Source organism: Salinisphaera sp. T31B1 (assembly GCF_040361275.1).
Classification (GTDB): Bacteria; Pseudomonadota; Gammaproteobacteria; order Nevskiales; family Salinisphaeraceae; genus Salinisphaera.
Window position 1 is genome coordinate 84,657 of record NZ_APNH01000004.1, and the last position, 14,041, is coordinate 98,697.

The following is a 14,041-nucleotide window of genomic DNA, read 5'->3' on the forward strand; positions in this document are numbered from 1 at the left end:
ATTGAAACGCGCGGCCATCGCGTCTAGGCTCGCGCGCAATTCCAACCGATAGCCCCAGGAGACCCGTCATGATGGGAAGCAGCAAGAGCAATCTGTCGCCCCTGCTCAAGCAGGCCACCGACGTGCATGTCGATCGCGGCGAAGGCTGCTACCTGTTCGATACCGACGGCAAGAAATATCTCGACTTCACCGCCGGCATCGGCGTGACCAGCACCGGCCACTGTCACCCGAAGGTGGTCGCCGCCGCCCAGGAGCAGGTCGGCAAGCTGATTCACGGTCAGTACACGACCATCATGCACAAGCCCATCCAGGAACTGTCGGCGCGTCTGGCCGACAAGATGCCGGGGGATATCGACTCCATCTTCTATGCCAGCGCCGGCACAGAAGCCGCCGAGTCGGCGATGCGCCTGATGCGGCACGCCACCGGGCGGCCCAATATCGTGGTCTTCCACGGTGGTTTTCATGGCCGCACCATGGGTTCGGCATCGATGACCACCTCGGGTACGGCCTATACCGCCGGCCTGCAGCCGCTGATGGGCGGCGTCGTGGTCGCACCGTTTCCCAATGCCTTCCGCTACGGCTGGTCGGAAGAGCAGGCCACCGATTTCTGCCTGCGTGAACTCGACTATATCCTGCAGACCATCAGTGCCCCCGGCGACACCGCCGGCATGCTGATCGAGCCGATCCAGGGCGAGGGCGGTTTCGTGCCGGCCAACACCCGGTTCATGCAGGGCCTGCGCGAGCGCTGCGACAAGCACGGCATGCTGCTGGGCGCCGATGAAGTGCAGGCCGGCTACGGCCGTACCGGCAAGTTCTGGTCGCACAGCCACTACGACGTCAAGCCGGATATCGTCGTCACGGCAAAGGGCCTGGCCAGCGGCTTCCCGCTGTCGGCCTGTGCGGCGCCGCGCAAGATCATGGAAAAAGGTCTGCCGGGTTCGCAGGGCGGCACCTATGGCGGCAATGTCGTCGCCTGTGCGGCGGCGCTGGCCACCCTCGACGTGATCGAAGAGGAAGGGCTGGTCGAGAATGCCGGCGCCCAGGGCGCGCATCTCAAGGAGCGGCTGGACATGCTTGCCGACAAGCATGCCTGTATCGGCGATGTGCGCGGCAAGGGCCTGATGATCGGCGCCGAGTTCCAGAAGGATGGCCAGCCGGACGGCAGCCGCGCCGACAAGGTCGCCAAGGCATGTGAAAAACACGGTCTGCTACTGCTGCGCTGTGGCGCCGACAAGCAGGTAGTGCGTTGGTTGCCGCCGTTGGTGGTCAGCCGCGAACAGATCGACGAGGGCGTGGACATCTTCGCCAAGGCGCTCGACGCCACGGCCTGATCGGTACTCGCCGAGACCTCCCGGCCGCTGTCCGACGGGCAGCGGCTTTTTTATGTCGGCCAGAGGCAGGACTCGGCGAATAGCGCGTCGTGCCGGGCGCCGCGTGGAGCCTCGATTCGACCGCGTGTGTGCTCCATCAATCCCGGCGTCGCGCGCGCCGGTCGCCGCGGCCGTGATCGGGGCGGGCCCGCTCGCGATGGGATGAACCACGCGGGCTTTCGAACTCGCCATGCGAGACTCGACGACCATGAGGCTCGCGCCTGGAGCTGTGGCGATCGTCGGCACGACGACGATCGTAATGCCGGCGGTCGGTATGCCGGTCGTGCTTGTCATGTGCCCAGCGCCGGTCGCCATCGTGGTTCGAATGCCGCCTGCGTTCGGCTTCCAGCCGTGCGCGGTAGGCGCGCTCCTGATAGCGCTGGCGTTCGATATAGGCGCGTTCGTCGTAGATCCGACCGGAGCGTCGATCGTAACGATGGTAGCCGTAGGCGGGGTAACCGCGATAAGCATCATCGCTGGCATAGACCCGGCCGTAACCGGGGCCGTAGCCGCTGCTCGCGCAGCCCGAAAGCAGCGCGGCAATCGCCAGCAGACACAACAGGGTGATACGCATGACACGCCTCGGCCGGGTGGGTGATACAACGACTATCCGCGCCGCTGGCTGAACCCTGCGTGAAACAGGGCGCGGCCGATCCCGGCACCACTGGTTTGTCACTCGCGCTCTGTGCCGGCATCATGTGCGGTCATCGAATCCCGCAGGACCGGCTTCGAGTGAGCTCGTCGGCTGGTAACCAAGCATACCGTCAAGGAAAACGCATCATGAATCGAGCGCGAACACCGCGAGATCCGTTCAACGCTCTGCGTGCCTTCGTTCTCACAGCCTGTCTGGCGCTGCTCGTCTGTTCGCCGCTGGCCGTGGCACAGTCCGCCGACTCGGCCGGTGGTGGCGGTAGTCAGGCGAGCACCAAGCCACTTGAGCTGGATCGCCTCGCCGACCTGATCGAAAACGAGGCGACCCGCGAGCAGTTGGTCAAGCAGCTGCGCCAGGCTGCACCGCAAGCCCAGGGCGACAAGGCGTCTGCCGAAAACGCCGGCGCGCCGGCGCCGGCAGACGCCAAAGACGACGCTGCACTCGACAAGGCGCCGCCGGAAGATGCGCCCACGGCAGCGGTCGAGCAGGCCGCGGCGAGCGAACAGCGGGTGTCGTTCGCCCGACGCTTTGCCCAGACGACCTCGGACTGGGCCGAGACGATCGGCACACGGCTGGCCACCACCTGGGGCATGATCACCACGATCAACGAAGACAGCGGTCCCGGCCCGACGTTCGACGCGACCGCCTTCTTCAACGCGGTCATCACGTTTGCACTGGTGGCGGTATCGACCGTCGTCGCGTTCTTCGTGCTCCGCATCCTGGCAGCGAGCCTGTTTGCGATGATCGGCCGGTTTTCCCAGCGGGCGGAAACCGGGGTCGGGGTCATCGTGCGTCGCGGCAGCGCGATTCTGATGGCACTGATCGTGGACGTGGCCGTAGTGCTGCTGGCCGGCGGCGCCGGCTATCTGGCCGGGCTGTATGCCTTTGGCGAGTCCGGCAGCATGGGCACGCGCGAGTCGCTGTTCATCAATGCGTTCGTGCTGATCGAGCTCACCAAGGTTGCGATCCGAGCGGTATTTGCCGCTCGCTACGAGAACCTGCGTCTGCTCAATATTCCCAGCTCGGTTGCCGGCTGGTGGAGCATCCGTCTGCGCTGGTTCGTGGGCATCATCGGCTATTCGACGCTGGTGCTCGTGCCCATCGTCAACGCCCAGCTGTCGTTCTTCATGGGCGCGATCGTGAGCTTCCTGGTCATGGGCGGGGCGTACGTCTATGCGCTCGGCGTGATCTTCAAGAACCGCCGCCTGTTCAGCCAGCGGCTCAACCGGAGCGCGGAAGCCGCGTCCGTCGGCTTCTTCGCGGTCCTGTTCAGGATCATGGCCAAGGTCTGGATCCTGCTGGCGATCGCTTACTTCACCACGCTGTTCGTCTCCAGCCAGATCGATCCGACCGATGCGCTGCCGTTCATGATTTCGGCCACGCTGCAGACCCTGCTTGCCGCAGCGGTCGGCTTCGGTATTTCGGGCCTGTTGTCCAAGGCGATCGGAAAGCGGGTCACGTTCTCGGACGGCGTCCGAGAGAAGCTGCCCATGCTCGAGGCGCGGGTCAACTCCTATGTGCCGAACGCGCTGAAGGTGATTCGGCTGCTGATCCTGCTGGTCTTCGCACTCGTGGTGGCCAACGCCTGGCAGCTTTTCGATCTTGGCGCCTGGCTGGCGTCCGATGCCGGGCTGGCCGTCGTTTCGACCGTTACGCGTGTACTGATCGTGCTGGTCGCGGCGGCGCTGATCTGGCTGGTGGCGGCGAGCGTCATCGAACACCGGCTCAATCCCAACACGGGCACGGGCAAGCCGACCGCGCGTCAGGAGACCTTGCTCGAGCTGTTCCGGAATGCACTGGCGATCGTGATCATCACCATGACGCTGATGATTTCCTTGTCACAGATCGGCGTAGACATCGGCCCCCTCATCGCCGGCGCCGGTGTGCTCGGTCTGGCCATCGGCTTCGGTGCCCAGAGCCTGGTCAAGGATATTATTACCGGCGTGTTCATCCAGCTCGAGAATGCGATGAACACGGGCGACGTGGTGACCGTAGGCGGGATCACCGGCACGGCGGAACGGCTGACGATCCGTTCGGTGTCGATTCGCGATATCGACGGTGCCTACCATATCGTGCCGTTCTCCTCGGCCACCGTCGTGTCGAACTACATGCGTGACTGGGCCTACTTCCGTACCGAGTACGGCATTGCCTATCGCGAGGATATCGACAACGCCATCTACTACCTGCGCGAAGCGTTTGCCGAGCTCAAGGCCGATCCGGTCGCCGGTGGCAATATTCTCGAGGACATGACCGTGCCGGGGGTGACCGCGCTGGCCGACAGCTCGGTCAACATCCGTATCATGATCAAGACCAAGCCGGGCACGCAGTGGGGCGTCGGCCGAGCCTTCAACCGGTTGGTCAAGTACCACTTCGACCGCGCCGGTATCGAGATTCCGTTCCCACACTCGACCGTGTACTTCGGCGAGGATCGCGACGGCAAGGCACCGGCGGCGAATCTGCGGATCATCGAAGCCTCGGCAGACCACGATGGCGCTTCGCAGCAGCTGAAGGAGCGTCGCCGGGGCGATGATTCGGCGCCCAGCGAAACCGGCGACGCGCCGGCCTAAGCGCCCGAGGCGCTTCTGCGCTTCGACCTCGCGGTTGCCTCAGGCGACCGCGGGGTTTTTTTTGGACAGCTGGCTTGCGAAGGTCGCACTGTCATATAACGGTCAAGAAATCGTCACCGATGGGCCGGCCCAGCCGTGGCAACCGGTTAGGCGATCTGATCATCGGTTATCCACAGACTTATACCGTGTTGCTGTGCATAGTCCAGTGCGGCAAACAGACCGCGGCCCCATCACTATCCGAGGGGCGGCGCTCGTGCCTGCGTGTGACGCGTCCGCCGATTTCGTCGTGTCGCGAGTTCGATGGCGTCTATCCACGCGGACCGTGCAAGTTGCTGAAAAGATTGACTCGATACTCGCAGGCTCGCCGGCCTTTGCGCAAAGAAGCTCTGAAAATTCTGGGCCGCCCCACGGTTGAGGGGACGATTTGCGCAACCTGGGGGTCGGCAGGCGCGCATTGAACACTAACTGACCACTACGCTTGTAAGCCGCTCGGATACAACGCCCGGCCGCTCTGTAAACGTGGTTATACACAGGGTTACTCAAGGCCTGTGTGCAGAAATTCGGACGTCCAGGACGCAGCGCAAAACCGCCGTCGATGCAACCGGGGTTGACCTGACGACATGCGATACGCCACTCACCCCGTCGGTGGCGCGCGCGGCTTTTAGGCAGCGTAGGGTGTCGCACTTCAGGGGCCGGGTGGTCGGTGCGATGTCTGGTCAAGCCGGCCGCCGACGTTGCGCCGGGGGCTCGACGCAGCGCTACACGTGCGACCCGCAGCCCGACTGGTGCGTATCTGACCAGGCCCGTCCCAAGCCTTGTCCGACAGGCGATCCGGGCCATTGTCCTGAGGTTGTCCACATCCTTGTACAGCCAAGGTGTGCATAACCGCGACAACCGACAGGTCGCTGTCGCGGACAGCCGTCCGTCGGGCGGGCCGGATTTCGTCCGGACGAGTCCGGCGCTTGCCGGCCCGCTGGCTAGTGTCCCAGCGGCCAGACCCAGGGCACCAGCCAGACTACGAGCAAGCCGACCAGGAGCGTCAGCGGCAGGCCGAGACGCATGAAATCGGTGAACCGGTAGCCACCCGGCCCGTACACCATCAGGTTGGTCTGGTAACCGATCGGCGTTAGAAAACTGGCCGAGGCGCCAAAGATCACGACAACCGCGAACGGCATGGCGGCGGCATCGAACGTCTGTGCCAGCGATGCGGCGATGGGGAACATGATCACCGCGGCGGCGTTATTGGTGACGACCGCGCTGATGAGCACGGTCGCGAAGAACAGCGCTGTCAGTGCAGCGGTCGGTGTCGAGCCGGCCAGTCCGACCATATAGCTGGCCAGCGTGCTCGCCAGGCCGGTCTGCTGAACGGCCGCGCCCAGGCCGATGGCCGCGCCGATAGCCACCAGCAACGACCAGTCCAGCGTCTTGCGGGCAGAGGCCGCCGTGCAGCACCCCAGCAGCAGCATGACGGCGGCACTGGCCAGTGCCGCCTGCAGAATATCGATCACGCCGACCGCGACACTCGTGACCAGCAGCCCGACCACGCCCAGGGCGGCATAGGCCTTGTTGTGCTGAGGCGGTTGCGAGTCCTCGATCTGGCTGACCAGGAAGAAATCCCGCGAATGGCGTTGCTGGGTGACGAACGAGGGCCGTGCCTCGAGCAGCAGCGTGTCGCCCGGCTGGAGCACGATGTCACCGATCTTGCGATTGATACGTTCACCGTCGCGGGCGACCGCCAGCACGACCGCGTTGTACTGGCTGCGGAAACCGCCGGCCCGAATCGTACGCCCCAGCATCGGGCAGCTGTGGGAGACCACCGCCTCGATGAGCACGCGGGCGCGTCGCGGCGTGTCGAGCTTGAAGATCTGCTCGGTGGCCGGAAGCAGGCCGCGGATGCGTTGTAGATCCACCACCGAATCGACGATGCCCACGAACACGAGACGGTCATCGGCCTGCAGCGGCTCGCGCGGCGAGACCGCCGGCAGTATATGACCGTCGCGTTCGATTTCGGCCAGATACATGCCGGGCAACTGACGCAGCCCGGCGCCTTCGATGGTCTGGCCGGGCAGGGGGCCATCGGCGGCCACGAGCATCTCCACACTGTATTCGCGGGGGTTGTCCAGCTCGGTAAGCGCAGCTTCGCGCGCCGGCAGTAGCCAGCGGCTGGTCAACAGGATGAGTGCGATGCCGGCGATGGCGACCGGCAGGCCCACCCAGGCCAGATCGAACATGCCGAGCCCGCCGATGCCCTGCTGGACCAGCAAACCGTTGATGACGAGGTTCGTACTCGTGCCGATGAGCGTACAGGTGCCACCCAGGATCGCAGCGAAGCTCAGCGGCATCATCAGTTGCGAGACCGGCAGTCGATACTTGCGACACCAATCGGAGACGACCGGAATCAAGGCCGCGATGACCGGTGTGTTGTTCAAGAACGCGCTCATGACGGTAGTCGGCAGCATGAGCTGTGCCTGGGCGTGTCGGGTCGAACGCGGCCGCCGCAACACGGCGCCGGCCATGAGTTGTGTGGCGCCGGTATCGCGCAGGCCGGCCACCACCACGTAAAGCGCGGCGATGGTGACCACGCCCGGATTGGAAAAACCGGCGAGCGCATCGGTCGGCGAGACGACGCCGGCCAGCAACAGGACCACCAGCGACCCCATGAGTACCAGATCGGCGGCCAGGCGGGTGCTGGCCAGGGTGATGAGCGCGCCGGCCAGTACCAGCAGCGTGATGAGTGCGCCTGCGCTCATGGTGCGACCGCGCGCGCGGATATCGCGGCAACAGGGGACAGGGCGACAGGATGACGGCAGCGGGTCATGGGCACTCGATCGACAGCGGTTGAGACTGCGCGATCATAAACGCTGTCGCCGCAGCCTGGCGACGATAGACGGGCAAGGTTCAAGCGATGCCGTCGAGGACTGCCTTGCCGGTCGTGTGGCCGGCGGCCAGATATCGATGCGCAGCGGTCAGATTCTCTGCGCTGAGCGCCCCGAAATGGCGTTCGGCGGTACTGGACAGCTGGCCGGCCTCGACCAGCTCAGCGATACGCTCGAGTATATCGTGTTGGCGCTGCATGTCGGCCGTGCAGAACACACTGCGATTGAACATGCCCTCGCCGTACAGCGCGACACTCTTCTGCTTGAGTACGCGTATATCCAGGGTGTGCGGATCGTCGATATAGCCGATCCGGCCGAAGGGGGTGATGATGCGGCCGATACGGGCCCAGGTGGTTTCGCTGGTATGCATGGATATCACCCGGCCGATGGGCGGCGCGCCGGCGGCATCGAGCTGCTCAGCGAAGTCGGCGTGATGATCGATCACGTAATGCGCCCCCAGACGCCGCACCCAGGCAGCGCTGTCCGGGCGCGAGGCCGTCGCCACGATCGGGCGCTCGGTCAGCGCCGCGATCAGCTGAATCGCCATCGATGCCACGCCGCCCGAGCCGCCAACGACAAGCACGCCCTGACCGGCGGCGTCGCGGTCGTCGATACGCATCAGATCGAACAGCAGTTCGTAAGCGGTCAGGCCGGTGAGCGCGATGGCGGCTGCATCGCTGAATGCCAGCTGCGCGGGCTTATGCCCGACCAGACGTTCGTCCACGCAGTGCCACTGGGCATTACACCCCGGCCGTGTCACCGAGCCGGCATAGTAGACGGCCTCACCGATGGCGAATCGGTCGACGTCCGCGCCAACGGCTTCGACCACGCCCGCACAGTCGAAGCCGAGTATGGAAGGCCGGCCTTCGACGGGCGGCCGCCGATAGACTTTCAGATCGATCGGGTTGACCGCCACGGCCTTTACCCGAACGAGCAGATCGTGTGCTCCGGGGGTGGGTTTTTCGATCTCGATGTCTTCGAGATATCCGGGCTCGTCGATCGAGGCGACCCGTCGATGGCCGACGGCCTTCATGGTTCGGCCGTCTCGTATCCCTCGCGTTGCCAGCGATCGAAGCCGCCATCCATATGTGCCACGTCTTCCAGCCCCATGTCCATGAGCGTTGCCGCGGCGAGCGCCGACCGCCAGCCCTTGTTGCAATGCAGGATCAGCGAATCCGCGTTGGCCAGTTCCGGCTTGTGGTAAGGGCTTTCGGGGTCGATCCAGAATTCGAGCATGCCGCGGGGCACGTGCAGGGCGCCCGGTATATAGCCCTCGCGTTTTCGCTCACGCACGTCGCGAAGGTCCACGACGAGCACCCCCGGCTCGCCCCGGCGTCGGGCGACTTCTTCGGGCGAGAGTGTAGTCACGCGTTCGTTGGCTCGTGCGACGAGTGTCGCGGCGGTGGTCTTGATCGGCATGGAAATCCTTCGCGATAAGATTTGGCTTTTTTTATAACACGAGTCGGTCGCTGCGATCAGGCGTCGCCCCCAGCGGCCTGGGTGCGTTCCCAGTACGGGACCGGAGTGAATTTCTCGATTAGAAAATCCACGAAGGCCCGCACCTTGCGCGACAGATGGCGTCGATGCGGGTAGAGCACGTAGAACGCCGAATAATCGTGTGGATACTCGGCCAGTACCGGGACTAGCCGCCGGGCCCGGATATCGGGTGCAACCAGCCAGTTGGACAGCCGCGCGAGCCCAACGCCCGCGCGTACGGCTTCGTGGAGTCCGTCGGCGGTGTTGCTGCGGAAACTGCCGTGGACACGCAGCACGCGGTGGCCGACCTCGGCGTCCTCGAACGCCCAGTCGTTGAACTGATCGAGCGTGGACAGCGTCAGACAGTTGTGGCTCAGCAGGTCTTCCGGCCGGTGGGGCACCCCGTGGCGTTCCAGATAGGCCGGCGCGGCACAGATGATGCGGCGATTCACGCACAACCGACGCGCGACGATGTTCGGGTCCTCGATCTGTTCACGCCACTGGATCGCGACATCGATACCCTCGTTGACGAGATCGACATGGCGATCGGTGAGTTCGAAGGTCACGTTGATCTGTGGATACCGGGCCATGAAATCGTTGATCAGCGGCAAGACCTCGACACGGCCGAACGAGACCGTGGCCGCGATTCGCAGCGTGCCCCAGGGGTCGGCGGTCAGGGAACTGACGGTATCCTCGGCCTCGTCGATATCGCGCAGGATCCGGCTGCAGCGCTGATAGTAGTTCTGCCCGGCTTCGGTGAGGCGGATTCGGCGTGTCGTACGGTGAAACAGACGCGTGCGCAGGCGGTCTTCCAGGCGCCGTATCTGTTTGCTCACCGCCGATGGCGTCAGATCGAGCAGGCGTGCGGCAGCCGAGAAGCTTCCGGCTTCCACCGCATGCACGAAGATCGTCATTTCAGTCGCCTTGTCCATGCTCGTATGCCGATTGATGCCTGTGTGTCACAGGCGTATGGACCGTATGACGGATGATAAGCCTCGGTTGAACGCCTACTCTTGTGGACATACACCGTTGATACGACAGCGGCTTCATTGAAACAGGAGATCGCCCATGTTCTTTACCCAGGGTCTGGCCGACGCAGTCACGACCGAGCGTCGTTCACAGCCGAAAAGCACCCAGCAGGACAACGACCACACATCGCAGGCCAGGACTGCCGATCGCGAATTCCAGCGCTTCGTCGCCCGCCACGGGAGTTTCCGGTCCTATCTGCGGTTTCCGATCTGAAGCCGACGGCGGCTTGGCGGCATCACGGCCGAAGCGGCATGTGGCGATTGACGTCCTTGTACAGCAGATACCTAAACGGGCCCGGGCCGCCGGCATAGCAGGCTTGCGGGCAGAAGGCGCGCAGCCACATGAAATCGCCGGCTTCGACCTCCACCCAATCCTGGTTTAGATGGTAGACCGCCTTGCCCTGCAGCACGTACAGCCCGTGTTCCATCACATGGGTTTCGGCAAACGGAATCACCGCGCCGGGTTGCAGGGTGACAATCGTCACATGCATATCGTGACGCAGATCGGACGGCGGGACGAAGCGGGTGGTTGCCCATACGCCGTCGCAGTCCGGCATGGGTGTGGGGTCGATATCGTTTTCGTTGGTCACGAAGCTCGGCGGTATATCGAGGCCCTCGACAAAGGCGTATGCCTTGCGGATCCAGTGAAAACGCACCGGTACGTCGCCGTGATTATGCGCCTGCCAGGTGCTGCCGGGGGCGAGATAGGCATACCCGCCCGGGCCGAGTACGTGGACCGTGTCGTCCATCGTCAGTGACAACTCGCCGTCGACCACGAACAGCACGCCCTCGGCGGCCGGATCGAGTTCCGGGCGTTCGCTGCCGCCGCCGGGGGCAACTTCCATGAGGTATTGCGAAAACGTCTCGGCAAAGCCGGTCATCGGGCGTGCCAGCACCCACAGCCGGGTCGCATGCCAGAAAGGCAGCGCGCTGGTGACGATATCCTGCATTACCCCGCGTGGCAGTACCGCGTAGGCGGGTGTGAAAACCGCTCGGTCGGTCAGCTTCTGGGTCTGCGGCGGCAGGCCGCCCGGGGGTGCGTAGTAGCTGGGTTGGCTCACGGCTTCTCCATGGTGGCAGATGGCGATCCTCGATCGAATACACGCCTACGCGGCGCGTCGGGTGTACGCCGGCAGGCACGACGGGCGATCGCCCGGCTTGCTGACGTGACGAGGCTCACGGCGCGGTCTTGTCGATCCAGTCGGCGATCGCCTGGCGTTCGTCGTCGGTCATGCCGGTAATGTTGCCCAGCGGCATGTATCGGCTGGCGACGACTTCCTTGATCTTGGCCCGGTGAGCGCGGATGCGCTGTTCGTTGTCCAGCATGATGCCGGCCGGAGGCGCGGCAAAGCTGTCGCTGCTCGGGTTCTGTGCATGGCATTCCACACAGCGCGTGTCGATGATCTGGTGGACGCGGGCAAAGGGCGTCCTCGATGCCTGCGACCGGTCGTGGCCGGCGCCGGCCACCGGCGCATCGCTTGCCGACGTGTCGTCGGTTTGGGGGCCGAAGGCCGGCGCCGTGAGCCAGAAGGCTGCGAGGATGAACGCCACGCCGGCGATCGGGAATACCGGTCGGATCTGGCCGGCATGCATGGATACGAAGAACTGTCGGATCAGTGCGCCGGCGACGATGAACAGCACGATCACGACCCAGGCATATGCGTCGGTATACATGAACGCGTAGTGGTTGCTGAGCATCAACAGAACCACCGGCAGCGTGAAATAGGTGTTGTGCACCGAGCGCTGCTTGCCCCGCTTGCCGTCCAGCGGATCGGGTATCTGGCCGCTGGTCATCGCCGCAACCATGCGTCGCTGACCGGGGATGATCCAGTAGTACACATTCGCCGCCATGGCCGTGGCCATCACCGCGCCGGCCAGCAGAAACGCTGCACGCCCGGCGAAGATATGCGTGGCCAGATACGCGACCACCACCATCATCAGCGCGACCGCGATGCCCAGCACGCCGTCGCGTTCCATGGTGGGGCTGATGCGTTTGCACAGCTCGTTATAGACGAACCAGCCCAGGCCCAGAAACGCCAGCGCGGCGATATTGGCCTGCCAGCCGGTCATCTGGGCCGCCCATGACCAGGGACTGTTGTTGTTGACCAGGTAGATCTCGGGCTGGGTCAGATACAGCAGCACGAACAGAGCAAAACCGGATAGCCAGGTCGTATAGGCTTTCAGGTACGACCAGTGCAGATCGTCGGGCAGCTTGTCCGGAGCGGTGGCGTATTTCTGGTTGTGATAGAAGCCGCCGCCATGCACGGCCCACATTTCGCCGGCCACGCCGCGGCGTTCGTCCTCGGCATCGGCGGGCTTCTTCAAGCCGTTGTCGAGCATGACGAAATAAAACGATTCGCCAATCCAGGCGATGGCTGCAATGACGTGCAGCCAGCGCAGCAGCATGTTGCCGAATTCGATCAGATAAGCCTGCATCCACTTCACCTCTACGGGTTCGTCACTCGGGCGCGCTGTTCGCGGGCGTGTCCGCATACGGCATGCCCGACGTCTTATTGTCCCGTCCGTTCGAATTTAGAATACAACTCGAATATCAATATGTATACAAAACGAGCTGAAATAGGTATCAAAAGACTGCGGTAGTCGGTCTGGGTCGGTATGACGCCGCTGTCCAGAGGTCAATCGCTGCACATGGTCAGAAGGCGTACTCGATCGCCAGCCGGTTTTCCCAGAAATCGCGATCCTGCGTCTTCTGTGTCTGGTAGGCGAAAAAATCGGATACGCTCAGCCCCTCGAACGCGCCGGACAGGTTATAAATCGCATAGACCAGATACTCGGACTGGCCTATGGATTCACCGCCGGACTCGGGGATGAGATCCATATACGAGTAGCGCGCACCCAGCAGCGTGTGTTCGCTGGGCGCGCCCTTGATCGCCGCGGCATAGGCGTTGCCGGCCCCCAGATCCTGAGTGCTGGTCAGATACGGTTGGGCGAACAGTGGCCCGGATGCTTCGTTGTGGGCGTAGGGCGTGACCAGCGCGCCGTTCAGCACGCTGTCGCGCTCGCGAGGGATATAGTCGTAATTGAGCGTCGCGGTCAGCGAACGGCGCTCGATACCGAGCTGGGCGCCATAGGTGTGGTGATCGATGCGTCCGAGCAATGCACGGCCATCGTCGGTCTCGCGAATGAACTGGGCGCCGAAAAACGGCCGAATCGTGCCGTTGCCATCTGCGATCTTGCCCTCGACATATGTCATGTCGGCGTAGTCGAGATAGTTGACGAACCAGGCCTTGCCGCTGAGTTGGCTCGCGCCGAACGTGGCCTTGTCGGCGCCGCCTACCGCCCAGAAACCGTCGGTTTCGCTGCGGGTGTTGGGCGGGGCGGCTTCGAAGGCGTCGGCGTTGTAGTTGGTGGTCCGGTCGTAGGAATCGGCGATACGCGACTTGTAGCGATAGATCCGCATCGCACTCAGGTAGCGGTCCGGGCCTCCGTATCGAGCGGATACTCCCTGGTAGAGCTGGGGAATGATGCGATAGTCATAGGTCGCAGTGAAAGGCACGTCGGAGAGCGCCTGATTGCCCGCGCGCAGACGCAGCTCGTGATCGTCATACTGCAGGTAGGCCTCGCCGAGGGTGGCGATATCGCGGCCCAGATCCCGGTTGTAGCCGGTTTCGTCGAGATCATTGGAATCGCTCGAGCGGGCGAAGTTGCGCTGCGCGTAAGTGCTCAGCCGTATCGAGATGCCGTGGAGCTCGGCCGTGGTGAATCCCAGCTTGCCGCCGATCGATGCCGTATGACGATCGTGATCGCCGGCCACCGAATCCAGAAAGAACGCGTTGTGATTGGCGTAATAGAGCGTGCGCAGATTGCCGTCGACCTCGCCCAGCGCAAACATCTGCCGAAGGGTCGAGGCCTCGCCATCGGCGCGCTGTGCGTCGGCGGCCGTGTCGTTGTCCTGTGCGTCGGCATCGTCGGGTAGCGCGGCGGCGGCGTCGCCGTTGTGTTTGGCGGATGCGCGGGCGGTCGGTGCGGCCCATGCCGCGGTTGCGGCCGCCAGCCCGGCCAAAAGCACGGCCGCGCGCAGTCGGGTTCGGTTCGGATCGCGCCGGTCCAT

11 protein-coding genes are annotated in these 14,041 nt (G+C 64.0%); 3 read left to right on the plus strand and 8 right to left on the minus strand.

Annotated features, from left to right (window positions below; translation table 11 throughout):
- Positions 1–68: 68 nt before the first annotated feature.
- Positions 69–1,331, plus strand: a complete 1,263-nt coding sequence (locus T31B1_RS15135; protein ID WP_353250364.1) for an aspartate aminotransferase family protein — start codon at positions 69–71, stop codon at positions 1,329–1,331.
- Positions 1,332–1,467: 136 nt separating this feature from the next.
- On the opposite strand, the gene T31B1_RS15140 is transcribed toward T31B1_RS15135, so the two are convergent.
- Entirely contained in the window at positions 1,468–1,944 is a 477-nt protein-coding gene (locus tag T31B1_RS15140) for a hypothetical protein (RefSeq protein WP_353250365.1), read from the minus strand.
- A gap of 206 nt (positions 1,945–2,150) precedes the next feature.
- On the opposite strand from T31B1_RS15140, the gene T31B1_RS15145 reads away from it, so the two are divergent.
- Positions 2,151–4,589, plus strand: coding sequence for a mechanosensitive ion channel domain-containing protein (locus T31B1_RS15145; protein WP_353250366.1), 2,439 nt, complete (start codon positions 2,151–2,153; stop codon positions 4,587–4,589).
- A 977-nt stretch (positions 4,590–5,566) separates the two neighbouring features.
- Here the strand turns inward: T31B1_RS15145 and T31B1_RS15150 are convergent.
- The 4 genes from T31B1_RS15150 to T31B1_RS15165 form a co-directional block, all read right to left on the minus strand.
- Entirely contained in the window at positions 5,567–7,339 is a 1,773-nt protein-coding gene (locus T31B1_RS15150) for an SLC13 family permease (RefSeq protein WP_353250367.1), read from the minus strand.
- 148 nt (positions 7,340–7,487) lie between these two features.
- Positions 7,488–8,498, minus strand: coding sequence for a zinc-binding alcohol dehydrogenase family protein (locus T31B1_RS15155; protein ID WP_353250368.1), 1,011 nt, complete (start codon positions 8,496–8,498; stop codon positions 7,488–7,490).
- Positions 8,495–8,884 (minus strand): rhodanese-like domain-containing protein, encoded by a 390-nt coding sequence (locus T31B1_RS15160; protein WP_353250369.1) that lies wholly within the window; start codon positions 8,882–8,884, stop codon positions 8,495–8,497. The genes T31B1_RS15155 and T31B1_RS15160 overlap by 4 nt, the downstream gene beginning before the upstream one ends.
- A 56-nt stretch (positions 8,885–8,940) precedes the next feature.
- The gene (locus tag T31B1_RS15165) at positions 8,941–9,873 is read right to left on the minus strand and encodes a LysR family transcriptional regulator (RefSeq protein WP_353250370.1); all 933 of its coding nucleotides are present in this window, start codon (positions 9,871–9,873) and stop codon (positions 8,941–8,943) included.
- A 136-nt stretch (positions 9,874–10,009) separates the two neighbouring features.
- Between T31B1_RS15165 and T31B1_RS15170 the strand changes: the two genes are divergently transcribed.
- On the plus strand, positions 10,010–10,183 hold the full coding sequence (locus tag T31B1_RS15170; RefSeq protein ID WP_353250371.1) for a hypothetical protein: 174 nt from the start codon (positions 10,010–10,012) through the stop codon (positions 10,181–10,183).
- 22 nt (positions 10,184–10,205) lie between these two features.
- Here T31B1_RS15170 and T31B1_RS15175 read toward each other — a convergent pair whose 3' ends face one another.
- The 3 genes from T31B1_RS15175 to T31B1_RS15185 form a co-directional block, all read right to left on the minus strand.
- Entirely contained in the window at positions 10,206–11,030 is an 825-nt protein-coding gene (locus T31B1_RS15175; protein WP_353250372.1) for a bifunctional allantoicase/(S)-ureidoglycine aminohydrolase, read from the minus strand.
- Positions 11,031–11,145: 115 nt separating this feature from the next.
- Positions 11,146–12,405 (minus strand): urate hydroxylase PuuD, encoded by a 1,260-nt coding sequence (locus T31B1_RS15180; protein ID WP_353250373.1) that lies wholly within the window; start codon positions 12,403–12,405, stop codon positions 11,146–11,148.
- Between the two features lie 217 nt (positions 12,406–12,622).
- Positions 12,623–14,041 carry an OprD family outer membrane porin gene (locus T31B1_RS15185; RefSeq protein WP_353250374.1) on the minus strand — a complete coding sequence of 473 codons (1,419 nt, stop codon included), beginning with the start codon at positions 14,039–14,041 and terminating at the stop codon, positions 12,623–12,625.

Excerpts from the sequence above, each read along its gene's own strand:
- T31B1_RS15135 (WP_353250364.1), top strand. The coding sequence starts at position 69 with ATGATGGGAAGCAGCAAGAGCAATCTGTCGCCCCTGCTCAAGCAGGCC.
- T31B1_RS15140 (WP_353250365.1), bottom strand. The coding sequence starts at position 1,944 with ATGCGTATCACCCTGTTGTGTCTGCTGGCGATTGCCGCGCTGCTTTCG.
- T31B1_RS15145 (WP_353250366.1), top strand. The coding sequence starts at position 2,151 with ATGAATCGAGCGCGAACACCGCGAGATCCGTTCAACGCTCTGCGTGCC.
- T31B1_RS15150 (WP_353250367.1), bottom strand. The coding sequence starts at position 7,339 with ATGAGCGCAGGCGCACTCATCACGCTGCTGGTACTGGCCGGCGCGCTC.
- T31B1_RS15155 (WP_353250368.1), bottom strand. The coding sequence starts at position 8,498 with ATGAAGGCCGTCGGCCATCGACGGGTCGCCTCGATCGACGAGCCCGGA.
- T31B1_RS15160 (WP_353250369.1), bottom strand. The coding sequence starts at position 8,884 with ATGCCGATCAAGACCACCGCCGCGACACTCGTCGCACGAGCCAACGAA.
- T31B1_RS15165 (WP_353250370.1), bottom strand. The coding sequence starts at position 9,873 with ATGGACAAGGCGACTGAAATGACGATCTTCGTGCATGCGGTGGAAGCC.
- T31B1_RS15170 (WP_353250371.1), top strand. The coding sequence starts at position 10,010 with ATGTTCTTTACCCAGGGTCTGGCCGACGCAGTCACGACCGAGCGTCGT.
- T31B1_RS15180 (WP_353250373.1), bottom strand. The coding sequence starts at position 12,405 with ATGCAGGCTTATCTGATCGAATTCGGCAACATGCTGCTGCGCTGGCTG.
- T31B1_RS15185 (WP_353250374.1), bottom strand. The coding sequence starts at position 14,041 with ATGGACCGGCGCGATCCGAACCGAACCCGACTGCGCGCGGCCGTGCTT.